We start from the raw sequence: 23,189 nt of genomic DNA, 5'->3' as shown, positions 1-23,189 counted from the left end.
GTACTAAACTAATCCAATGAGTCTTTATAATCCTAGCCGCGACCAAGCCCGTCAATTCTTATTTGACGCATGGGCAAAGTTCAAACAACAACAAGCACTAACGGATTTAGAAAAAATCGCGGTAGAAGTCATTCAGATGCACCCTGAATATAAGGTGGTATTCGACTCGCCTGAACGCTATATGCATCAACAGTACTTTCCTGAGATGGGTGAAACTAATCCATTTTTGCATATCACTTTGCATTTATCGATCATCGAGCAAATCTCCATAAATCAACCCATCGGTATCAGCAAGATTTATGACAAATTACGCATCAAACATCATGATAACCACCTTGCCTATCATGATTTGATTGATTGCCTTGCGGAAACCATTTGGCAGGCACAACGTAATAATCAAGCTCTGGATTCCGAATACTATTTGAATTTACTTAACCAAAAAGCTGGATTTTCTTAATGAATGAAAATATCAATGTTTGGCTGAATGAGCATGGTGATTATCTGTATCGCTTTGCATTGGCAAGGTTACGCGACCCACAGTTGGCAGAAGATGCCGTGCAAGAAACCCTGCTGGCCAGCATTAATAACAACAGTTTTAGTGGTGAATCTTCAGCCAGAACTTGGCTCACAGCTATTCTCAAACATAAAATTATTGATATTCAGCGTAAGCGAATACGCGAACAACCCCTTTCCGATTTAATTGATTTGGATGCCTCGGACACCAGCATGGACGATTTTTTTGATAAAAGTGGTCATTGGCTTGAAAAGCCACAGGCATTGGATATGCCCGAAGATATCCTTAAACAAAAGCAATTTTTGACGATATTGAGCAGCTGCATCGACAAATTGCCAGCTAAGTTGGCTACAATTTTTGTCATGCGTGATGTGCATGAGAGTGATAATGAAAATATTTGTAAGGAACTGGGGATTACGGCGACCAATGCTTGGGTGATGTTGTATCGGGCCCGTATGGGATTAAGAAAATGTCTAGAAATGAATTGGATAGCTGGGTAACAACATGAAATTCATGCTCAATTGCAAACAAGCTAGCCAACTCATCTCACAGTCATTAGAGAATCCATTATCTAGTTCGAAGCGCATAAAATTAAAATTTCATTTACTTTTGTGTGCTGCGTGTACGCGTTTTAGGCAGCAGCTGCGTTTAATTAACAATGCAACTAAACGCATTAGACTTGAAACGGAAAATGACGATACCTTACAACTTCCATTAGAATCAAAAACTAGAATTTTTCAGCAAATTTCCAGTCATATTGAATCTAAAAACCATTAAAACTGTATTTACTTTTAACTTAATTTACCAAAAGGATCTATCATGAACAACACAAAAAAATCAATTGCCCTTGCTGTAAGTAGCGCATTTGCATTGTCAATGGCTACAGCTTCAGTGAGTGCGGCTGAAAACCCATTTGTAGTTAAATCGTTATCTTCCGGCTATCAAGTAGCCGATCATGACGAAAAAGCAAAAGATGGAAAATGTGGCACAGGAAAATGCGGTGCAGATAAGAAAAAAGCAGAAAAAGCCAAAGAAGGTTCTTGCAGTGCCGAAAAATCAAAAGAAGGTAGTTGTTCTGCTGAAAAGGCAGAGACCAGCAAAGCAAAAGAGGGCTCTTGCAGTGCTGAAAAAATGAAAGATGGTGCTTGCTCGGCCACCAAAAAAAAATAATGTCCACGTTGTAATTTTTTTAAATGGCATTATTAAGTAACATTCATGGTGTGGGTTTGGGGCTAAAACGCGAGTTGATACCCCAAATCCAAACGCTTTATGGGCAAGCTATCATCGAAAATATTGATTTTCTTGAAATCGCTCCCGAAAACTGGATTAGTGCAGGAGGTAAATACAAAGATCAATTAGCTTGGTTTGCCGCTCGCTATCCGATTGTTTGCCACGGACTTTGCTTATCACTTGGTGGGCCTGAGCCGCTCAATACGACGTTCATTCATCAGATCAAATCCTTTTTAAAGCAGAATGAAATTCCACTCTACACCGAACACTTAAGTTTTTGTAGCGATGGTGGTTATTTATATGACTTGCTGCCCATCCCCTTTACAGAAGACGCCGTGCATTACGTGGCTCAGCGAATTCAGCAAACGCAGGATATTCTGGGCCAGCGCATTGGCATCGAAAATGCTTCCAGCTACGTTGCCGCACCGATCTCTGAAATGGATGAGCTGACTTTTTTAAAAGCAGTAATTGAAGAATCTGATTGCTGGCTGCATTTAGACATCAATAATATTTATGTGAATAGCGTTAATTTTAACTATAACGCACATCAGCTCTTAAGCGGAATCCCCAGCGAGCGCATCATTTATGCGCACGTAGCAGGCCACTACCAAGAAGCACCCAATTTATTGGTAGATACCCATGGCGAGGCCGTTATTGACCCGGTATGGGAACTATTGCATGCCGCCTACCAGCAATTTGGTGTATTCCCAACCTTATTAGAGCGCGACCTCAATATTCCCCCACTCACCACGCTGATCACTGAAATCGACAAAATAACAGCCATTCAACAGCAATATGTGCAGATAAAAAATGTCGCATCAGCCACCTGTATCGCCTGATAAACTACCTGACTTTCAGGCATATCAGCTGCAATTCACACAGCATATTCGTGACCCGAAAAATCAGCCTCGGCCGGCCGAAGTATCAGCCAAACGTATGGCAATCTATACCGAAATTGTCTATAACAATATCGAAGGCACGCTAGCGAGTTGCTTTCCTGTCACAAAGAAAATTCTTAGCAAACATAAGTGGCAACTATTGGTGCGTGGCTTTTTGGCTGAGCATCAAGCAAGCACGCCTTTTTTTAGAGAAATTCCTGCGCAGTTTTTGCTGCACCTAGTTAACATAAACTTAAAGGAACGCAAATTACCCGCGTTTTTACCGGAATTCATGCACTACGAATGGGTAGAGCTTGCGCTTTCAGTGCAGGATACCTCAGTGAATTTTGAGACTATCGAGGCAAATGCTAACGACTTATTGGATTGGCCAATTGTATTTTCGCCTGCGCTATTTTTGTTGCAATATGACTACCCCGTGCACCTGATTTCGCCAAAATTTATGCCAAAACAAAAACCGAATGTACCTAGTCATTTACTAGTTTTTCGTAACCTTCACCACCAAATCAAGTTTATGGAACTCAACCCTATCACTTTTCATTTGCTGACTCTATTACGAGACGAATCTCTGACAGGCCAACTTGCCCTGGAAAAATTGGCCTCGGTATACCCACAAATTTCTAGTGAGATGATCATACAATTTGGCGCAACAACGCTAACAGAACTAAAAGCGAGCGGAGTAATTTTAGGCGTTAAAAAAGACGCTCTTTAAATAAAGAAAGCATCTTTTTTGTTGCACCAACTTTTTTCGATGCTCTGCGTGCCTTATAAATAAAGGCTCGCAGAGCAGGTGTGTTTTTTAACCCATTTTTAAGAAAGATCTAGCAATTTTTCTAAAAGTATCCAATTAAAAAGTAATCTAGTTCAATCAAAACTTTGCTCAACTCTTAATTCTAAGCTTTTTAGTAATTCGATTTTTTCTGCGTTTGTTTTATCCCACCAAGTTTTAATTTCATCGATGGTGCGATAGCAACCTTGGCATAAACCTGCAGTTTCGTCTACCGCACAGACACCGATACAGGGAGAGGCTACTTCAGACTCAGCTTCATTTGTCATTTAAAAAACTCGCTTAACTCAATTGACCATGGCACTGTTTAAATTTTTTACCTGATCCACAAGGGCATGGGTCATTTCGACCAACTTTCACACCTTCACGCACCACAGGTTGCCCACTAGCTAGCAAAGATGCTTCATCATCTGACTGCGGATTGGCAAGAGCCTCGTCATAATCAGCATGCTGATAATGAACGTTTTCCAATTCAACTGGTTTTTCCACTGCCTCGACATCTTCTTCTGTGCGCACTTGCACCAACATCGTGACCTTAGTAACTTCACTCTTCACGGTATTGAGTAAACGCTCGAACAATTCAAATGCTTCTCGCTTATATTCTTGTTTGGGATTTTTTTGCGCATACGAACGCAAATGTATCCCTTGGCGCAAATGATCTAAACCCGCCAAATGCTCACGCCAATGATTATCTAAACTTTGCAACATTACGGAACGTTCAAACTGGCGCATCACCTCTGCGCTTGCTTGCAGCTCTTTTGCGACATAAGCATTATTGGCTGCATCAATGATACGTTCTCGTAAAGTTTCTTCATGTAAATCTGGATTGTCTTCCAGCATTTGTTGCAATGGAATCTCAATGCCAGCTTCCGATTTTAGCTCGCGCTCTAAGCTAGGCACATCCCATTGTTCTTCCACACTGTTTGGTGGAATATGGGTAGCAATCAGGCTAACCAATACATCTTCGCGCATCGCCTTAATTGTTTCGCCCACATCGGCAGCATCCAGTAATTCATTGCGTTGCTCATAAATCACTTTACGCTGGTCATTGGCAACATCATCATATTCCAGCAATTGCTTACGAATATCAAAGTTACGACCTTCAACCTTACGCTGTGCATTTTCAATGGCGCGTGTCACCCAAGGATGCTCGATGGCTTCACCTTCTGGCATATTGAGTTTTTCCATAATCGCTGAAACACGGTCAGATGCGAAAATGCGTAGCAATTGATCTTCTAATGAAAGGTAAAAACGACTAGAACCAGCGTCACCCTGACGGCCAGAGCGGCCACGTAACTGGTTGTCGATACGACGTGATTCATGGCGCTCAGTCCCTGCAATATGCAAGCCACCAGCCGCCAACACCGCGTTATGGCGTTCTTGCCACTCGGCTTTAAGCGCGGCTATTTTTGCTTCTTTCTCAGCGTCACTTAATTTTTCGTTGTGTTTTACCGCTTCGATATCGGTCTCAGGATTACCACCCAATACAATGTCCGTACCACGGCCTGCCATATTGGTCGCAATGGTAATGACACCAGGACGTCCTGCCTGTGCGATGACATGCGCTTCACGCTCGTGTTGTTTGGCATTTAGAACTTGATGCTCCAACTTTTCTGCATCTAACAACTTAGAAATGAGCTCTGAATTCTCAATGGAAGTTGTACCTACCAATACTGGCTGACCACGGCGTTGACAGTCCTTAATATCCAGAATTACCGCAGTATATTTTTCTTTTGCGGTACGGTAAACCTTATCCATATTATCTTTACGCAACATTGGACGATGCGTTGGAATGACCACGGTTTCCAAGCCATAAATCTGATTAAACTCATAGGCCTCGGTATCGGCAGTACCTGTCATGCCAGAGAGTTTAGCGTACATACGAAAGTAATTTTGGAAGGTAATAGAAGCCAGTGTTTGATTTTCTTTTTGAATCTCTACGCCTTCTTTTGCCTCAACCGCTTGATGCAAGCCATCAGACCAACGACGACCTGGCATCATACGGCCGTTAATCTCATCGACGATCGTCACTTCACCATCACGTACCACATAGTGCTGATCTCGATGGTAAAGATTACGTGCACGTAGTGAGGCATAAAGGTGATGTACTAGGGTAATGTTAGAAGCTTCATATAGGCTTGATCCCACGGCGAGCAGACCAGCCTCAGTTAGTAACCCTTCAGCGTGTTCATGGCCTTGCTCTGATAACACAACATTTTGTGCTTTTTCATCTACCCAAAAATCGCCTTCGCCCTCTTCTTCAGTTTGCGCAACTAATTTAGCCGCTACCGCGTTAATTTGGTTATAAAGCGCAATACTGTCATCCGCCTGCCCTGAAATAATCAATGGCGTACGTGCTTCGTCAATTAAAATCGAATCGACCTCATCAACTAATGCATAGTTTAAGCCACGCTGCACACGACTTTCCTTATCGTGCACCATGTTGTCACGTAGATAATCAAAGCCATATTCATTATTCGTGCCATAAGTAATATCCGCGGCATATGCCAGACGCTTAGCGTCATTTTGCATTTGAGAAAGATTAATGCCTATGCTCAAACCTAAAAAGTTGTAGAGTTTACCCATCCACTCGGCATCACGCTTTGCAAGATAGTCATTCACGGTCACTACATGCACGCCTTTGCCAGTCAAGGCATTCAAATACACAGGTAAAGTCGCCACTAAGGTTTTACCTTCTCCTGTACGCATTTCACCAATCTTGCCTGCATTTAGCACCATGCCGCCGATCATTTGCACATCAAAATGACGCATACCAAGTGCACGCACACCACCTTCACGCACTACCGCAAAGGCTTCTGGTAAAAGTTGTTCTAAAGTTTCACCATTTTTATAGCGCTGTTTGAACTCTTCCGTTTTTGCCCTTAACTCATCGTCAGACAAAGCTTGTATAGCAGGCTCTAATGCATTTATTTGCTGCACTTTTTGCGCGTATTGCTTTACCAACCGCTCATTACGGCTACCAAATATTTTTTTAAACAACGTGGATATCATGAAATGACTGACTTTCGACTGAGTAGATTTTAATTAGTGGAATGGGGTTTAATCACTTGAATTTCAAAACGTGATGTTATTTTGACTATTGAACGTGTTCCGTTATTTTTCATGCAAGATACATGGGGCTTGCTTTCATTAATTCAATTACTGGCATGAAGATATTTTCTTGGGTCAAGCGCATTGCCATTTAGTCTGATTTCATAATGCAAATGCGCCCCTGTAGAGCGTCCTGTACTACCGACCAAAGCAACTACCTGTCCTTTTTCAACCCGATCTCCAGCTTTAACCATCAATTTTGATGCATGTGCATAGCGTGTTTCCAAGCCAGACCCATGGTCAATTTTGACAATATTACCATAATCTGGCGAATGTTCTGAGGCCGTCACAATACCACCTGCTGCGGCACGTATTGGCGTTCCGGTTGGTGCAGAGAAATCTAAGCCTTCGTGAAAGGCTTTATCTCCGTTAAATGGGTCAATGCGCCAGCCATAACTTGAACTATTAAATGCCGCCGTCACCGGGCTACTATTGGGTAGCATGTCTTTTAAAACACTTTGTTGTAACAACTTTGCTTCAATTTCACTTAAATATTCGGTATCAAATTCTATTTTTTCCATTGTTTCTGCGATCTTTTTCTGCAGCTCCAGTTCGGTTATCGGCGCATTTAGCACCAAAGGGCCTCCTCGATTAGCGACGGATGATTTTAATGTGACGAGACCATCACTCTCAGAGCTGATTTTGGTGCTTACTTCAGCATTAGGCTTTGTAGGTGCAGCATTCTCGCGCACGACTTTCTTCTCATCTGCAAGCTTGGCTAGGCGTTCACTTTGCGCATCGAGTCGCATGATGCGCGCTTGCAGTTCACCCAGCTGTAGGGCATAGGCATCTAAATGCTTCTGCGGATTATTCATGCTAAAAGCAAACTTAAGTTTTGAAGGAATTGATGAGCTATGACCTTGTTGTATTGAGGGCTCCTGTGGCACAATCAGCGTAAGTACTAACAGCAAGGGCAGCAAGATTAGTCCAAGTACAATTAAACACACTTGCAACATCGAGAGTGTTCTCGCTTTCGCCATATTATTTGAGACAAAGATGATATTCATAGCAGTCCTAATCACCACTCACATTTTTTTGGTTGGCCATTATGCGTCAGTTTAGTTCATTGCTAAAGCAATCAGAGTTTATTGCGCTAAACGTTCACGCAAATGAAACTCAATCGGCACAAAAAATTTGGGCTACTATTGCGCCTGATAATTTGGCACAATTTAGCCATGCAAGTCGTATTAAAAACAAACAATTTACGGTATTTGCTGACAATAATACCGTGGCAGCAAAACTTAAGCTTTTTATCCCTAGCTTGTTGATTAAGCTAGAAAAGCAAGGGTGTGAAGTTACTTCAATTCGGGTGAAAGTGCAAGTGAAATCTAGCACACTACCCAAACCAAAATCCTTCAAAAAACTCAGTACACATGCCGCAGATGAGATAAATCAACTTTCAAAAAAACTCGCAGGCACCGCACTTGGTGACGCGCTAGCCAGATTAGCTACAAAAGCCAAGTAAAAAAGTATCAATCATAATTGCGCTTTTCTTGCGCCTGTTTTCTGTGCCACGACGCGTTGCATGACGATTTAATCTAGCAGTTGTTCGCCACGCTTATTAGTGCAATAATGCCCTGTCGTTACAAATTATTTACATTCATTTATGTAGTAATGAGCTTCGATTTTGAATATTTTCACACTTGATTTTGATTCAGATTTGCGTGGTAGTTCGCACTAGTTTTATTTTTAAATTTGATTTAATTTTTAAATTCTAAAATTCTTTTTTAGTCACGGTTTATAAAAATTTAGATAGGGAGAAAGTATGCCAGTTGAATTGATAATAGCCATCGGCGCTGCATTTCTAGCGGTGTTATATGGCGTAGTAATGAGCAAGTGGATTAGCAACTTGCCCGCAGGTAATGCGCGTATGCAGGAAATCGCAGAAGCGATTCAACAAGGTGCAGCCGCTTACCTTGCACGACAATATAAGGCGATTACGCTTGTTGGGGTTGTTTTGGCGGTTCTCATCGGCATATTTCTCAACGTGACAACGGCTATTGGCTTTGTCATAGGCGCCGTATTATCTGGGGCTTGTGGTTTTATTGGTATGAATGTTTCAGTGAAAGCAAATGTACGTACAGCACAAGCAGCCACGGGTGGAATTGCACCAGCACTGGATGTGGCCTTCAAAGGTGGAGCAATCACAGGCATGCTGGTCGTTGGTCTAGGTTTATTAGGCGTTGCAGGCTTCTACTGGTTCTTAGGCGGCGTCAATGCCACCGACCTTAATCCGCTCATTGGCTTGGCATTTGGCTCATCACTTATTTCTATCTTTGCCCGTTTAGGTGGCGGTATTTTTACCAAAGGCGCCGACGTTGGTGCGGATTTGGTCGGCAAAGTTGAAGCAGGTATTCCTGAAGATGACCCACGTAACCCTGCGGTAATTGCTGATAACGTGGGCGATAATGTTGGCGACTGTGCTGGCATGGCGGCTGACTTATTTGAAACCTATGCCGTCACCTTGATTGCAACCATGGTACTCGGTGGATTATTAGTTTCAAACTCAAGCGCGATACTTTATCCACTCATGCTGGCAGCTGTTTCGATTGTAGCGTCAATCATTGGCTGTTTCTTCGTTAAGGCCTCGCCTGGCATGAAAAACGTCATGCCAGCGCTGTATAAAGGTTTGGCGGTAGCGGGCACTATTTCATTGGCGGCATTTTACTTTGTCACTACAAAAATGTTTCCGGAGGGTTTGGTAGCTGGCGACTTAACAGTATCAGCCAACCAGCTATTTGGAGCCTGTGCTGTAGGCTTGGTTTTAACAGCCGCTTTGGTATGGATTACGGAATACTACACAGGTACAGATTACGCGCCCGTTCGGCATGTTGCACAGGCCTCTACAACGGGTCATGCGACCAACATCATTGCCGGCATTGGCATTTCGATGAAATCCACAGCATGGCCGGTGCTTTCCGTATGCCTTGCTATTTACTTATCGCATTTCTTAGGCGGCTTATATGGCATCGCCATTGCTGCAACTTCAATGTTGAGTATGGCGGGTATCGTTGTAGCGCTGGATGCTTACGGCCCAATTACTGATAATGCAGGCGGTATTGCAGAAATGGCTGGTCTACCAGCGGAAGTTCGCGACGTGACTGACCCATTAGACGCCGTTGGAAACACCACCAAAGCCGTTACAAAAGGCTATGCGATTGGTTCTGCTGGTTTGGCTGCGTTGGTGTTGTTTGCTGATTACACACACAAACTACAAGGTGCTGGTATTGACGTTAAATTTGACTTAAGCGATCCCATGGTTATTATCGGCTTATTTATCGGCGGCTTAATTCCATTCTTATTCGCTGCCATGGCGATGGAAGCGGTTGGACGTGCAGCGGGCGCTGTGGTTGAAGAAGTGCGTCGTCAGTTCCGCGACATCAAAGGCATTATGGAAGGCACTGCTAAACCAGAATATGGCAAAGCGGTAGACATGCTTACTACAGCCGCAATTAAAGAAATGATGATTCCATCGCTATTGCCAGTTGCTGTGCCAGTTGCTGTTGGTCTGCTACTTGGCCCAGTAGCGTTAGGTGGTTTATTAATGGGGACAATTGTGACAGGGCTATTCGTTGCAATCTCCATGTGTACTGGTGGAGGCGCATGGGATAACGCCAAGAAATACATCGAAGATGGCAACCACGGTGGTAAAGGTTCAGAGGCGCATAAGGCAGCTGTCACTGGCGATACTGTGGGTGACCCCTACAAAGACACTGCAGGCCCAGCAGTGAACCCATTGATTAAAATCATCAATATTGTGGCTTTATTGATTGTGCCGCTATTATCATAAAACACTTTTAGTTGAATTCTGCACTTCGAAAGGGAGCCTAGGCTCCCTTTCGTTATTTTGTTTTTTAAAAATTTACCAAGGAAAGGTGCAAAATTATTTTGAATAAACTGTAGCGCTTTTGACCATTAAGTTCGCTTATAAAACAGGGTTTGGAATTTTACTAAGGTTATAATAGCGTTTGATTTCAATTTTTAAGTTCAACCAAAACTTGGTTCATTAGGATAAATATTTTGAGACACTCGGAATTTCACCGCTCACACCGCATTGGCTGGTTACGTGCGGCCGTCTTAGGCGCAAATGATGGCATCGTATCCACCGCCAGCTTAATTATTGGCGTTGCAGCAGCCCATGCTACGCAAGATACAATTCTGCTTACAGGTGTCGCAGGTTTGGTGTCTGGCGCGATGTCTATGGCGGCGGGCGAATATGTTTCCGTAAGCTCGCAAGCGGATACTGAAAATGCAGATTTAGCGCGTGAGCGCGAAGAGCTTGCCACACAGCCCGAACATGAATTGGACGAACTGACAGGCATCTATATCGGCCGTGGCTTAACCCCAGAACTAGCCAAACAAGTTGCAGTGCAACTGACCGTACATGACGCCCTTGCAGCACACGCTAGAGACGAATTAGGCATTATTGAAGCCATGAATGCACGGCCAGTGCAAGCAGCTCTTGCTTCAGCGGGCACATTTGCACTTGGTGCCGCGCTACCTTTATTGGTTGCATTTGTTGCTTCTTCTGCCAATACCGTGCCTTATGTTGCTGGCATGTCACTCGCTTTTTTAGCTTTATTGGGTGGGTTGGCAGCAAAAGCGGGTGGGGCAAACATTTGGCTGGGAACGGCAAGAGTTGCATTTTGGGGCGCGTTAGCCATGGCAGCAACGGCTGGTGTGGGCAGTTTATTTGGTGTGGTTGCCGCCTAATTTTTAAATGCTTTTCGTTAAAAATCCGTTTAACATTTGTGACCTTAACTCGCGACACAAAAAAGGCAGCTTGCGCTGCCTTTTTTCTAGCTAATTATTTAGAATGCAGGTTTTACCTTAGCATTGTTGTAGTTCGTAACGCCATCTAATATTTCTTTTTTGGCTTGGTCGATATCGCCCCAACCATTGATTTTCACCCATTTACCTTTGTCTAAATCTTTGTAATGCTCAAAAAAGTGAGAAATCATATTTAAGCGCCATTCAGATACATCTGTGTGCGCTTTTAAGTGACCGTATAAACCACATACTTTTTCTACAGGTACCGCGAGTACTTTAGCATCTAAACCCGCTTCGTCTTCCATCAACAATACGCCAAGTGGACGACAACGCACAACAACACCTGGAATCAATGCTACCGGAGTCATCACCAGCACATCCACCGGGTCGCCATCATCCGCTAGTGTATGTGGCACATAACCATAATTGGTTGGATATTGCATGGCAGTTCCCATGAAGCGATCAACAAAGATCGCACCACTGTCTTTGTCTACTTCATACTTAACTGGGTCACCTTGCATTGGGATTTCAATGATTACATTGAAATCATTTGGGACGTCTTTGCCGGTTGGCACTTGATTTAACGACATTGCTTATTCCTAAGATAATAAAAGTATTGATTAATTTTGAGCCGCAATTATAGCAAGCCTGCTGAGAAAGCCTACTATGGGCTTGTAACTAAATTGTTAATTTCACCTTTTCGCGGCAGCTTTGAATAATTTCTTGTGGAATAAACAGCAATGCAATATACACCAGCACTGGAATAATCACGACATCGTCAAGCTGACCAAGTACAGGAATAAAGTCTGGAATCAAATCGAAAGGTAGCAACAGATAGCCTACCGCCAACCCTAAAAATGCCTTGGCAATCCAAGGTGTTTGAGGATGCTTAAGGACTAAACGATAAACCGCAAACTCTTGCTTAAGCTGCTTGGTAATGGATTTTAATTTTGCGATTAGTCTCGACAATATTTTCTCTGCTTAAGACTCAATCAACACGTAAAGGATGGCCTGTTAAGCGCTCAAAGGCCTCCATATATTTTTCACTGGTTTTTTTAGCCACTTCCTCTGGCAGTGCTGGCGCTGGTGCTTTTTTATTCCAACCCGTACTTTCTAACCAGTCACGTACAAATTGCTTATCGTAACTCGGTGGGTTGCTGCCAACGGCGTAGCTATCCGCCGGCCAAAAGCGTGATGAATCGGGGGTTAATACCTCATCCATCACATGTAACACGCCATTTGCATCCAAACCAAATTCAAATTTGGTATCAGCAATAATAATGCCACGAGTCAGTGCATATTCTGCCGCCTGCTCATAAAGCGCAATGGCAACTTTAGCCACCTGCTCCGCCAAATCTTTGCCAATTAAATCCGCACATTGCTGTAAGCTGATGTTTTCATCATGCTCACCAACAGCTGCCTTACTTGAAGGTGTAAAAATTGGCCTAGGCAACTTAGAAGCCTCCTGCAAGTCGACAGGCAATGGAATGCCGCATACTGTACCTTTGGATTTGTATTCTTTCCAGCCGCTACCAACCAGATAGCCACGGACTATGGCCTCAATGGGCAATGCTTTTAATTTCTTTACCACAACCGCACGCGAGCCTAGCTGTGCCTGCTCTGCAGGGGCACTTACTACGGTTTTTGGATCGATGCCTGTCAAGTGATTGGGAACAACATTTTGAAGTTTATCAAACCAGAAATTTGCCATTTGCGTGAGCATGGCACCTTTATTGGCAATGCCTGTAGGTAATATCACATCAAACGCAGATAGCCGATCGGTGCTAACCAAAAGCATGGTGTGGGCATCAATATCATAGATATCACGTACTTTACCTTGATGAATGCGTTTTAGGCTTTGAATGTTGGTTTCTAATAAGGGCTTATTCATGTGTGCGGCTTTGGGTTTAATAATTGAAGGTTTAATCGAACTATTATAAAGGCCTAGTAAAAACCTAGCAAAACTTTATCGTTAGAATATGTGAGTACAAGCAATCTATACGGCTTGTTTGTTTTCACCAATTTTTACGATTTTCAATGTATTTGTCCCACCCGGACTACCGATAGGTTCGCCATAGGTGAGTAAAACTAAATCCCCTAAATTGACCGCTTTTTGCTGCAACAAAACCTGTTCCATCTCATGCAATATTTCATCTTTATTTTTATTCCCTTGCTCAATCGGGAATGGGTACACTCCACGATGTAAAGTCAATTTTCTGCGTGCATATTTATCAGGCGATAGTGCATAAATAGGCATCTCAGAGTCTGCACGTGAAAGCCATTGTGCGGCATTGCCAGACTGCGTCAGCGCTGCAATGGCTTTAACTTTTAAGTGCTGAGCGGTGTAAATCGCAGCTGCCGCTATCGCCTCATCCGTCCGAACAAACACTTGGTCTAGCTTTTGAACATGCGGGTGAATGTAGTATTCTTTTTCCGCCTCCATCACCACACGGTGCACCGCCTGCACCGTTTCAAGCGGATACTGGCCTGCCGCTGTTTCGGCAGACAACATGACGGCATCGGTACCATCCAGCACCGCATTCGCCACGTCTGAAACTTCAGCGCGGGTTGGAATGGGGCTGGTAATCATAGACTCCATCATTTGTGTGGCAGTAATCACTAACTTATTTTGCGCCCGCGCCATACGAATCATGCGTTTTTGCAACCCAGGCACCGCTGCATCACCCACTTCAACACCTAAATCACCACGCGCAACCATAATCGCATCAGAAGCTTCGATGATTGATTCCAAATTATCAATCGCTTCTGCACGCTCGATTTTTGCAATGATGCTTGCCGTGCCGCCAGCTTTTTTAACCAAAGTACGCGCTAGTTCCACATCCAGCGCCGTTTTGGGAAACGACATTGCGATATAGTCTGCTTCAAGCGCTACAGCCGTTTTAATGTCTTCACGGTCTTTCTTGGTGAGAGCTTCCGCCGATAAGCCACCGCCTTGGCGATTGATACCCTTATTATTACTCAGCACGCCGCCATTCAACACCAAACAATGAATCTGATTGCCCTTTACTCGATCAACCTGCATGGTAATGCGGCCATCGTCCAAGAGTAGGGTCGTGCCTTCCGCTACTTCTTGCGGCAGGGTTTTATAGTCTAAGCCAACGTGATCTTGAGTCCCCAATTGGCAATCTGCATCTAAAATAAATAAATCGCCTGTTTTTAAGGTAATTTTGCCTAATTCAAATTTACCAATACGAATTTTGGGCCCTTGCAAATCGCACAACACGCCAATCGGGCGATTCAATTTAGCGGCGATGGCACGCACGATTTCAGCACGATTAATATGTTCTTCTGCGCTACCGTGCGAAAAATTAAGCCGCACAACATTTACCCCCGCCATAATCATGCGCGCCAGCATTTCCTCGCTGTTTGAAGATGGGCCTAACGTTGCGACTATTTTTGTTTTGCGTAATGTCAATCGAATACCTTTTTAACTTTAACTAAACTCTAAATTTCAAATAAAAATGGGGCTAGCAGCCCCATTGTAGGTCAAACTAGCCGAAAATTCTTATGCACTTGCACGTTGCTCAAGTATCTCTACCGCAGGTAATTTTTTACCTTCTAAGAACTCCAAAAACGCACCGCCTGCAGTAGAAATATAATCAACTTTATCTTCGATACCATATTTCTGAATCGCGGCAATCGTATCACCACCACCTGCCAAGGTAAACGCTTTGGTATTGGCAATGGCATATGCAATGGTTTTTGTGCCTTCACCAAACTGGTCAAACTCAAACACACCTACCGGCCCGTTCCATACCACAGTACCTGCATTTTTTATGATCTCTGCTATTTCAGTAGCAGATTTCGCGCCAATATCAAAAATCATATCATCTGCTGTTACCAAAGCCACGTCTTTACTTATGGCCGGTTCATTAGCATCGAATTTTTTACCACAAACCACATCCACCGCAATCGGTATGGTTGCGCCTCTTTGGGTCATTTTGTCCATTAAGGTGCGCGCGACTGGCACTAAATCATCTTCACAAAGTGACTTACCAACTTCATTTCCAGCAGCCTTCAAAAAAGTGTTGGCAATACCACCACCCACCACTAACTGGTCGACTTTCTGCGACAAACTTTCTAATACGGTTAACTTCGTTGAAACTTTACTGCCGCCCACAATCGCCACCATCGGGCGTGCAGGGCTTAGCAAAGCTTTCGTTAGTGCTTCCAATTCATTCACTAACAATATACCTGCTGCAGCCACAGGTGCAAATTTAGCCACGCCGTGTGTTGAAGCTTCTGCACGGTGCGCGGTACCAAAAGCGTCCATGACAAATATATCGCACAACTTGGCATATTTTTGTGCCAGTTCATCAACGCTTTTTTTCTCACCTTTGTTAAATCGACAGTTTTCTAATACCACCAACTCGCCGGCAGCGACATCAAAGCCACCATTTACCCAGTCTTTAACCAAACGTACTGGCTTGCCTAATTTGGCTGAAATCACATCAACCACTGGTTTTAAAGAATTTTCCTCAGAATAAACACCTTCTTCGGGTCTGCCTAAATGCGATGTCACCATCACCTTAGCACCTGCTTTTAAGGCGTACTCAATGGTTGCCATAGAGGCTGTAATGCGGGCATCTGAAGTAACTTTTCCGTCAGCGACGGGCACATTCAAATCTGCACGAATCAATACCCGTTTACCATTTAAATCTAAATCCGTCATTTTAATTACATTCATCGCTTGATCCTCCCGAAAAGTGATGTTTTTTCAAACACCTATTTTTATGATTTTATCCAGTAAAACGCTATTTCCTCTTTATCGCCCATGGCTTTATCTAAAATTGCCGCGAGATGCAGATCAGCACCGCGAGCTTTTAAAGTGTCCAAAGCGTCGCGATCAATTTTATAGTCCTGATCATCCTTATGTTCTGCGAGTAACTCGTCATTTAAAAACTTTAACTGGGCATAACTGATCTGGCCTAACCAACGATTAGTGCTTTTATCTTTCAGCGTAATCATTCATTTCCTCGACTTAATTGTTATAAAGCCATTAGAAGCAGGCTGGTATCAGCACACCTCCAAGACATTTAATTGCATAGATTACTTGGCGATATGTTGCACTAAACGCATCAGATTACAGGTATAACCATATTCATTGTCATACCAAGCCACCACTTTTACAAAGGTTGGGTCTAGCAATATGCCAGCATCCGCATCAAATACAGATGGGCAAGTTTCACCTCGAAAATCAGTAGAAACCACTTTGTCATTTGTGTAGCCAAGCACTCCTTTTAATTCGCCCTCAGATGCAGTTTTCATAGCTTGGCAAATCGCCTCGTAAGTGGCTTCTTTGTTCAGTTCACAAGTCAAATCAACCACGGAAACATCAGAAGTTGGGACGCGAAATGCCATACCAGTGAGTTTTTTATTTAACGATGGAATCACTTTTCCCACCGCTTTAGCCGCGCCAGTGCTTGATGGAATAATGTTCTCTAAAATACCACGGCCACCGCGCCAGTCTTTGTTTGAAGGGCCATCTACAGTTTTTTGTGTGGCTGTTGCTGCGTGAATCGTCGTCATCAAACCACGCTTAATACCAAACGCATCGTTTAACACTTTGACTACTGGCGCTAGGCCGTTTGTTGTACATGAAGCCGCCGAAACAATAGCCTCGCCTTTGTATTCGTTATGATTTACGCCGTAAACAAACATAGGCGTATCGTCTTTACCTGGGGCGGATTGCACGACTTTTTTAGCGCCTGCATCAATGTGTTTTTGACAAGTTTCTTTGGTTAAGAAAAAACCTGTACATTCAATAATGATGTCGGCTTTAACTTCATTCCATTTTAAGTTAACGGGGTCTTTTTCGGCAGTCAGGCGAATCGTCTTGCCATTTACCACCAAATTATTGCCGCTCACAGCTACATCGCCGTTAAAACGACCATGCACTGAGTCATACTTAAGCATATAAGCCAAGTAATCTGGCTCTAATAAGTCATTAATTGCGACCACTTCAATATCAGTAAAATCTTTCACTGCCGCGCGAAACACCATGCGACCGATACGACCAAAACCATTAATTGCTACGCGAATTGCCATGATAATTCCCAATGTTTTAATTAAAAGATTTTATTTATAAAGTAATAAATTTAAATCTATTACTATAAAAAAATAGGGCACCTCACACGTGAGGCGCCCTATTAAACTAAGCTGCTAGTTAAATTACAGCGCCTAAAATTACAGCACCGATTTAACTGTTGCTACAACGTTTTCAACTGTAAAGCCGAAGTGTTTCATTAATACGCCACCTGGTGCAGATTCACCGAATGTGTCGATACCAACTACAGCACCTTCTAGACCAACATATTTACGCCAGAAATCTGGGTGCGCCGCTTCAACAGCAACGCGTTTAATGCCTGCAGTCAACACGCTGTCTTTGTATGCTTTATCTTGACGGTCAAATACATTTGTTGATGGCATTGAAACCACACGTACTTTTGTACCTGCTGCGTTCAACTCTGCCGCTGCCTTAACAGCTAATTCCATCTCAGAACCGTTAGCGATAATGATGACATCTGCCTTACCAGCACAGTCAGAGAATACATAACCCCCCTTACGGATTAAATCAAAGTCTTTAGCATCATGTTTAACACCTGGCAAGTTTTGACGTGAAAGTACCAAGCTACTTGGACCATCTTTACGCTCAACAGCTGCAACCCATGCTACTGTTGTTTCAGTTGCATCAGCTGGACGCCATACATCCATACGAGGAATGTAACGTAAGCCTGAAGTGTTTTCTACTGGTTGGTGAGTTGGACCATCTTCACCTTGACCGATAGAGTCATGCGTTAATACATAAATTACACGTTGATGCATCAACGCAGACATACGCATACCGCTCTTCATGTAGTCTGAGAACATATGGAAAGTACCGCCGAATGGCAATACGCCACCGTGCAATGCCATACCGTTCATAATTGCTGCCATACCAAATTCACGTACACCGTAAGAGATGTAGTTACCTGGGTTTTTAGCATCTACGTGTTTGAAGCTACCACAAGATGTTAAGTTAGAACCAGTTAAGTCTGCTGAACCGCCTAAGAATTCTGGCAACAACGGCGCTAATGCACCAATTGCGTTTTGTGAGGCTTTACGTGAAGCAACACCTTCTGCTTTTTCGTTGATTGCAGCGATAATTTTGTTTGTTTCTGCTTTCCAGTTAGCTGGCAATTCGTTAGACATGCGGCGTTTGTATTCAGCAGCTTCCGCTGGGAATGCTTTTGAATATGCTGCAAATTTATCATTCCAAGCCGCTTCAGCAGCAGCACCTTTAGCCGTTGCATCCCAACCAGCGTATACATCTGCTGGGATTACAAATGGCTCATGTGGCCAGCCGATGTTTGCACGAGTCGCTGCAACTTCTTCTAAACCCAATGCAGAACCGTGGCAATCATGTGAACCAGATTTGTTTGGTGAACCCATACCAATCACTGTTTTGCAGCAAATCAATGATGGTTTGTCTGTTACTTTTTTAGCTGCATCAATTGCTTTACCGATAGCAGCAACGTCATGACCATCTACTGATTGAACGTGCCAGCCATATGATTCAAATCGTTTAGCTGTATCGTCTGTGTACCAACCTTCAATATGACCATCGATAGAAATACCGTTGTCATCCCAGAATGCTGTCAATTTGCCCAAGCCCCAAGTACCAGCTAAAGCACAAGCTTCGTGAGAAACGCCTTCCATCATACAGCCGTCACCTAAGAACACGTATGTTCTGTGGTCAACGATTTCGTTACCTGGTTTGTTGAATTGGTCAGCCATTAATTTTTCAGCCATTGCGAAACCAACACCGTTTGCAATACCTTGACCTAATGGACCTGTTGTTGTTTCAACACCTGGTGCATAGCCGTATTCTGGGTGACCAGCACATTTAGAATGCAATTGGCGAAATGTCTTTAACTCATCCATTGGCAATGCATAACCTGTTAGGTGTAGCAATGAGTAAATCAACATTGAACCGTGGCCATTAGAAAGCACGAAACGATCGCGATTTGACCAATTTGGATTTTTTGGGTTATGGCTTAGATGGTGGTTCCAAAGCTCTTCAGCGATTTCAGCCATGCCCATAGGCGCACCTGGGTGGCCTGAGTTAGCTTTTTGTACAGCATCCATAGATAACGCACGAATAGCGTTGGCTAGGTCTTTACGTGTTGCCATAGTTTTCTCCCTAATAAATAACTTGTAGTTTTACGATTCGAATCCGATTTCACTATTTAAACACTGCGTTGGCTTGAACATCACTGCAAGTCTTATAGAAAATCGGATAAAACCTTGATTGAATTCTTCAAAAAGCCAGATGAATGACCTGCTTTTTGGCAAAGATTAAATTATTGCTTAATTAGCCTTTTTCAGCAAGGGTTTAGGCGGTGTTTGGCATAGAGAAAGTTGTATTTATTATAATTTGTTTGATGTGCTAACAACATATTCACCAGTGTTTTGCATAATGTTTTAAACTATTGCGATGAAACTTACTCGTCTAATATTTTTATTCACTATCGCAGGCTTGATGATAACTGCACTATTCACCACGCAAAGCCTAGCCAAGCAAAGCGACAACAATGTGCTACTAGCGCAGGTTTATCAGCGCGGCATCGATGTAAAACAATATTTAGTGAGTGAAAAATACGATGGCGTGCGTGCTGTGTGGGATGGAAGCATTTTCCACACGCGAACAGGACGCGTCATTGCAGCGCCAACATGGTTCACAAAAGGTTTACCAAAAATGCCACTTGATGGCGAACTGTGGCTTGGCCATGGCAAGTTTGATGCGCTTTCTGGCGCGGTGAGAAAAGACGTGCCGATGGACGAAGAGTGGCGCAGCATCTCTTACATGGTATTTGAACTACCAAACGCAACAGGTACGTTTGCCGAGCGAGCGAAACGCATTACAGAAATCGTTAAACAAGCCAATGTTCCGCACCTAAAAGCAGTAAAGCAATACCAAGTAAACGACGAAGCCACGCTTAACAAGCAACTTAAACAAGTGGTCGCGCAGGGCGGCGAAGGTTTAATGCTACATCGTGCAGATGCAGAATACATCACGGGCCGCAGTGACGTTCTACTTAAGGTAAAGCCGCTATTAGATGCTGAAGCCAAGGTGATTGCTCACACGCCAGGACGAGGTAAATATAAAGGCAAACTAGGCGCACTTGTCGTTGAAACCTTAGAAGGCATTCGCTTTAAACTTGGCACAGGCTTTACCGATGCACAACGCGAAAATCCACCAAAAATTGGTAGTACAGTGACTTATACGTATCGCGACATCACCAAAACTGGCAAACCAAAGTTCGCAAGTTTCTTACGTGTTAGAAATGAGCCTTAATATATTTTATAATAGATGATGATTAAAGAGTTACTTTTAAGCCGCCAGAAGCCGCATCAATACTGGCTTGGAGGGCAGCGCAATTCGCTTTAGCATCGGCAAAAGTCAAGAACGTTGGTTTATTACTTAAGACACAATCACTAAAGTGCTCAATTTCCAGCACAAAATGGTTGCTAGGCGCAAAACGCTCTTCGGCGTATTTACCATCTTCTAAAGCCCATGAAATCACTGGTACATCGTTTTGAAACACCCAAGCCGCATGGCACTTTACCCAACCTTTGGTGCCGATGATTTCATATTCTGATTTGCGGCTACGCTCAAAGCTAATGTCAAAATGACCAAAACGTGCGCGACCTTCCGCGTCGTTGCCAAAATCTAATACACCGCTAGTGACAATATCGGCGCCATGTTCATTCAATTTAGCATGCGCAATAGTAGAAATAGGTTCTAAGCCAAAACACCACCGGAGTGAATGTATCGCATAGGGGCCAATGTCCCACAGCGCGCCACCACCCTGTGCTATGTTTCGGTTGATGCGGTACATGCGTGGCTGCTTCATTAAGAACGAATAACTGGCGCGCGCTGAAAGCACATCGCCAATCAAACCTGATTGCACAATCTCTTGCACACGCGCATGTTGCGGATGAAAGCGATACATGAAGCCCTCCATCACTTTGACTTTGCTTTTAATGGCGGCCGCTTCAATTTCTTGAATATCGTTTACCGTCAACGCCATAGGCTTTTCAATTAATACATGCTTGCCAGCGTTAATGGCTTTCAAAGCCCACTCTCTATGCTCCTCATTTGCCATTGGGCAGTAAATAGCCTCCACATTTTTATCTGCGATTAAGGCATCCATGTCGTCGTAGCAAGCCAGGCTTTCGCTATAGCAAGGCGCATATTTTTGCAGTGTCGCTTTTGCTGCACCTGCTCGACGACTAGCGATGGCAACCAACCGCGAATTAGAGGCTTCAATAATTGCGGGAAGCAATCGCTCATTAACACGCGCTGCCCCAAGGATGCCCCATTTAAGTTTACTCATACTTCACTCCACTTTATACTACATCCGATACTTGAAATTTGCTCCTTTGGCCCCGTGCCAGTTTCAGCCACAAGTTTCATTGCATGAAATAAATCTCTTGTACTATTCGGGGCTGTATCTTTACGAGACTCATCAAAGCGGCCTCGATATTGCAATTCACCATTATTATTCAAGCCAAAAAAGTCTGGAGTACAAACCGCATCATAAGCTTTAGCGACCGCTTGTGTTTCATCTAACAAGTATGGAAACGGGAAATTCATTTCGCTAGCGATTCTTTGCATACTTTCAAAGCTATCTTCTTGGTAGTCTGTGGGGTCGTTGGACATAATCGCTACTGTATTAATTCCTAGCGCTTTAAGCTCACGTACGTCATTAATCAGTCTTGGCAATATTGCTTTTACATAGGGGCAGTGATTACAAATAAACATGACTAACAAGCCGTTTTTACCCATGCTTGTATCAAGCGAAACCATACTGCCATCAATGTTCGGTAAATTAAAATCGGGCGCTTGCCAGCCAAAATCACAAACAGGTGGGTTGATGCTTGCCATGCGTTTCCTTAAGTTTTATTAATTCTTAATGGTTTATATTACCACTTTATGATTTTTTATTTAAACTGTCACCATGAGCAACCTTAGATTCCACAGCCCCGAAAAACTTCGCGAGGGTAGCACCGTTAAACTTTCTGATAACGCCGCTATTCACGCCGCAAAAGTGATGCGTTTAAGCGTGGGCGATAAGTTCGTGCTGTTTGATGGCAGCGGTTTTGATTTTGAATGTGAACTGACTTCTGTACAAAAGAATGCCACTTTAGCACAGGTGCTGAGTGCGTTTGAGGTGAACACCGAATCACCACTTAACATCACATTATTACAAGGCATTTCGAGCGGCGACCGCATGGATTACTCCATACAAAAAGCAGTGGAACTAGGCGTTAAAGCCATTCAACCCATTGCTACTGAGCGTAGCTTGGTAAAACTTTCTGCGGAACGAGCCGAAAAACGTTTAGAGCATTGGCAAAACATTGTGATTTCAGCTTGTGAGCAATGCGGTCGAGCTTTTATTCCACAAGTATTAGCCCCCAAAACGCTTGCAAACTGGCTAAGTATTAATGCCCAATCTAAAGCTACTCGTATTCTACTTAACCCAGTCGGCGCAAAACGTATCGCCGAACTTACACAACCCAGTGGCGAAATTCAGCTGCTTATTGGCGCTGAAGGTGGTTTATCGCAATCAGAAATTAATTTAGCACTTTCACTAGGTTTTCAATCGGTGATTTTAGGTCCTAGAATTTTACGTACAGAAACCGCAGGGCCAACCTCTATTGCCTCATTTCAAGCGCTTTGGGGTGACTTTTAGTGGGCTTAGATACTGTTGAATTTCTAATGTACGCCGAAAAAGAATTTGACATAAAAATCACTAACGAAAAAGCTGGAAGTATTTACACCGTTGGCGTATTCTCTGCACGTTGCCTCCAAAAA

Annotated in this window: 24 protein-coding genes; 11 read left to right on the top strand and 13 right to left on the bottom strand. The window is 43.5% G+C overall.

All coding sequences use genetic code 11. The features are described from left to right. Positions 1 to 16: 16 nt before the first annotated feature. From HOO90_RS01915 to HOO90_RS01890, 6 genes are read left to right on the top strand one after another with little or no spacing between them, the layout of a single operon-like run. Complete coding sequence (locus tag HOO90_RS01915; protein WP_292838910.1) at positions 17 to 457, top strand: DUF1841 family protein; 441 nt, start codon at positions 17 to 19, stop codon at positions 455 to 457. Further along, on the top strand, positions 457 to 1,014 hold the full coding sequence (locus HOO90_RS01910; protein WP_292838908.1) for a sigma-70 family RNA polymerase sigma factor: 558 nt from the start codon (positions 457 to 459) through the stop codon (positions 1,012 to 1,014). Before HOO90_RS01915 ends, HOO90_RS01910 begins: the two co-directional genes overlap by 1 nt. A gap of 4 nt (positions 1,015 to 1,018) precedes the next feature. Further along, complete coding sequence (locus tag HOO90_RS01905) at positions 1,019 to 1,291, top strand: zf-HC2 domain-containing protein (protein WP_292838906.1); 273 nt, start codon at positions 1,019 to 1,021, stop codon at positions 1,289 to 1,291. 42 nt (positions 1,292 to 1,333) lie between these two features. Further along, entirely contained in the window at positions 1,334 to 1,684 is a 351-nt protein-coding gene (locus tag HOO90_RS01900; protein ID WP_292838904.1) for a hypothetical protein, read from the top strand. A gap of 23 nt (positions 1,685 to 1,707) precedes the next feature. Further along, the gene (locus tag HOO90_RS01895; RefSeq protein WP_292838902.1) at positions 1,708 to 2,583 is read left to right on the top strand and encodes a DUF692 domain-containing protein; all 876 of its coding nucleotides are present in this window, start codon (positions 1,708 to 1,710) and stop codon (positions 2,581 to 2,583) included. Next, positions 2,555 to 3,352 carry a putative DNA-binding domain-containing protein gene (locus HOO90_RS01890; protein ID WP_292838900.1) on the top strand — a complete coding sequence of 266 codons (798 nt, stop codon included), beginning with the start codon at positions 2,555 to 2,557 and terminating at the stop codon, positions 3,350 to 3,352. Before HOO90_RS01895 ends, HOO90_RS01890 begins: the two co-directional genes overlap by 29 nt. Before the next feature lie 152 nt (positions 3,353 to 3,504). Here the strand turns inward: HOO90_RS01890 and HOO90_RS01885 are convergent, their stop codons facing one another. The 3 genes from HOO90_RS01885 to HOO90_RS01875 form a co-directional block, all read right to left on the bottom strand. Continuing rightward, positions 3,505 to 3,696, bottom strand: coding sequence for a DUF1289 domain-containing protein (locus HOO90_RS01885; RefSeq protein WP_292838898.1), 192 nt, complete (start codon positions 3,694 to 3,696; stop codon positions 3,505 to 3,507). Between the two features lie 13 nt (positions 3,697 to 3,709). Continuing rightward, complete coding sequence (secA, locus tag HOO90_RS01880) at positions 3,710 to 6,439, bottom strand: preprotein translocase subunit SecA (protein WP_292838896.1); 2,730 nt, start codon at positions 6,437 to 6,439, stop codon at positions 3,710 to 3,712. 143 nt (positions 6,440 to 6,582) lie between these two features. Further along, positions 6,583 to 7,545, bottom strand: a complete 963-nt coding sequence (locus HOO90_RS01875) for a M23 family metallopeptidase (RefSeq protein WP_292838894.1) — start codon at positions 7,543 to 7,545, stop codon at positions 6,583 to 6,585. A gap of 41 nt (positions 7,546 to 7,586) precedes the next feature. Here HOO90_RS01875 and HOO90_RS01870 point away from each other — a divergent pair, with 41 nt between their 5' ends. The 3 genes from HOO90_RS01870 (at position 7,587) to HOO90_RS01860 (ending at position 11,251) form a co-directional block, all read left to right on the top strand. Beyond that, positions 7,587 to 8,003, top strand: a complete 417-nt coding sequence (locus HOO90_RS01870) for a DciA family protein (RefSeq protein WP_292838892.1) — start codon at positions 7,587 to 7,589, stop codon at positions 8,001 to 8,003. A 300-nt stretch (positions 8,004 to 8,303) separates the two neighbouring features. Then, positions 8,304 to 10,328 (top strand): sodium-translocating pyrophosphatase, encoded by a 2,025-nt coding sequence (locus HOO90_RS01865; protein ID WP_292838890.1) that lies wholly within the window; start codon positions 8,304 to 8,306, stop codon positions 10,326 to 10,328. A gap of 230 nt (positions 10,329 to 10,558) precedes the next feature. After that, entirely contained in the window at positions 10,559 to 11,251 is a 693-nt protein-coding gene (locus tag HOO90_RS01860; RefSeq protein WP_292838888.1) for a VIT family protein, read from the top strand. Between the two features lie 98 nt (positions 11,252 to 11,349). Here the strand turns inward: HOO90_RS01860 and ppa are convergent, their stop codons facing one another. The 8 genes from ppa to tkt form a co-directional block, all read right to left on the bottom strand. Then, positions 11,350 to 11,898, bottom strand: coding sequence for an inorganic diphosphatase (gene ppa, locus HOO90_RS01855; protein ID WP_292838886.1), 549 nt, complete (start codon positions 11,896 to 11,898; stop codon positions 11,350 to 11,352). Between the two features lie 88 nt (positions 11,899 to 11,986). Next, positions 11,987 to 12,277, bottom strand: coding sequence for a DUF1232 domain-containing protein (locus tag HOO90_RS01850; RefSeq protein ID WP_292838884.1), 291 nt, complete (start codon positions 12,275 to 12,277; stop codon positions 11,987 to 11,989). Positions 12,278 to 12,296: 19 nt separating this feature from the next. Then, a complete protein-coding gene (locus tag HOO90_RS01845; protein ID WP_292838882.1) occupies positions 12,297 to 13,199 on the bottom strand; it encodes a phosphoribosylaminoimidazolesuccinocarboxamide synthase in 903 nt (300 codons plus the stop codon). Positions 13,200 to 13,304: 105 nt separating this feature from the next. Beyond that, the gene (gene pyk / locus HOO90_RS01840; protein ID WP_292838880.1) at positions 13,305 to 14,744 is read right to left on the bottom strand and encodes a pyruvate kinase; all 1,440 of its coding nucleotides are present in this window, start codon (positions 14,742 to 14,744) and stop codon (positions 13,305 to 13,307) included. A gap of 90 nt (positions 14,745 to 14,834) precedes the next feature. Continuing rightward, positions 14,835 to 16,016, bottom strand: coding sequence for a phosphoglycerate kinase (locus HOO90_RS01835; RefSeq protein ID WP_292838878.1), 1,182 nt, complete (start codon positions 16,014 to 16,016; stop codon positions 14,835 to 14,837). 44 nt (positions 16,017 to 16,060) lie between these two features. Beyond that, positions 16,061 to 16,297 (bottom strand): hypothetical protein, encoded by a 237-nt coding sequence (locus tag HOO90_RS01830; RefSeq protein ID WP_292838876.1) that lies wholly within the window; start codon positions 16,295 to 16,297, stop codon positions 16,061 to 16,063. A gap of 81 nt (positions 16,298 to 16,378) precedes the next feature. Continuing rightward, positions 16,379 to 17,377: a type I glyceraldehyde-3-phosphate dehydrogenase gene (gene gap, locus HOO90_RS01825; RefSeq protein ID WP_292838874.1), complete on the bottom strand. Its 999-nt coding sequence runs from the start codon at positions 17,375 to 17,377 to the stop codon at positions 16,379 to 16,381. Positions 17,378 to 17,515: 138 nt separating this feature from the next. Next, positions 17,516 to 19,501 carry a transketolase gene (gene tkt, locus HOO90_RS01820; RefSeq protein ID WP_292838872.1) on the bottom strand — a complete coding sequence of 662 codons (1,986 nt, stop codon included), beginning with the start codon at positions 19,499 to 19,501 and terminating at the stop codon, positions 17,516 to 17,518. Positions 19,502 to 19,805: 304 nt separating this feature from the next. Here tkt and HOO90_RS01815 point away from each other — a divergent pair, with 304 nt between their 5' ends. Further along, positions 19,806 to 20,666: a DNA ligase gene (locus HOO90_RS01815; protein WP_292838870.1), complete on the top strand. Its 861-nt coding sequence runs from the start codon at positions 19,806 to 19,808 to the stop codon at positions 20,664 to 20,666. 22 nt (positions 20,667 to 20,688) lie between these two features. Here HOO90_RS01815 and HOO90_RS01810 read toward each other — a convergent pair whose 3' ends face one another. After that, positions 20,689 to 21,708, bottom strand: coding sequence for a Gfo/Idh/MocA family oxidoreductase (locus HOO90_RS01810; RefSeq protein ID WP_292838868.1), 1,020 nt, complete (start codon positions 21,706 to 21,708; stop codon positions 20,689 to 20,691). After that, the gene (locus tag HOO90_RS01805; RefSeq protein ID WP_292838866.1) at positions 21,705 to 22,259 is read right to left on the bottom strand and encodes a thioredoxin family protein; all 555 of its coding nucleotides are present in this window, start codon (positions 22,257 to 22,259) and stop codon (positions 21,705 to 21,707) included. The genes HOO90_RS01810 and HOO90_RS01805 overlap by 4 nt, the downstream gene beginning before the upstream one ends. Before the next feature lie 73 nt (positions 22,260 to 22,332). Between HOO90_RS01805 and HOO90_RS01800 the strand changes: the two genes are divergently transcribed. After that, complete coding sequence (locus HOO90_RS01800; RefSeq protein ID WP_292838865.1) at positions 22,333 to 23,067, top strand: 16S rRNA (uracil(1498)-N(3))-methyltransferase; 735 nt, start codon at positions 22,333 to 22,335, stop codon at positions 23,065 to 23,067. Positions 23,068 to 23,189: the final 122 nt, after the last annotated feature.

Source organism: Methylotenera sp. (assembly GCF_013141425.1).
Taxonomy (GTDB): domain Bacteria; phylum Pseudomonadota; class Gammaproteobacteria; order Burkholderiales; family Methylophilaceae; genus Methylotenera.
This window is presented reverse-complemented; position numbering and strand designations above follow the sequence as displayed.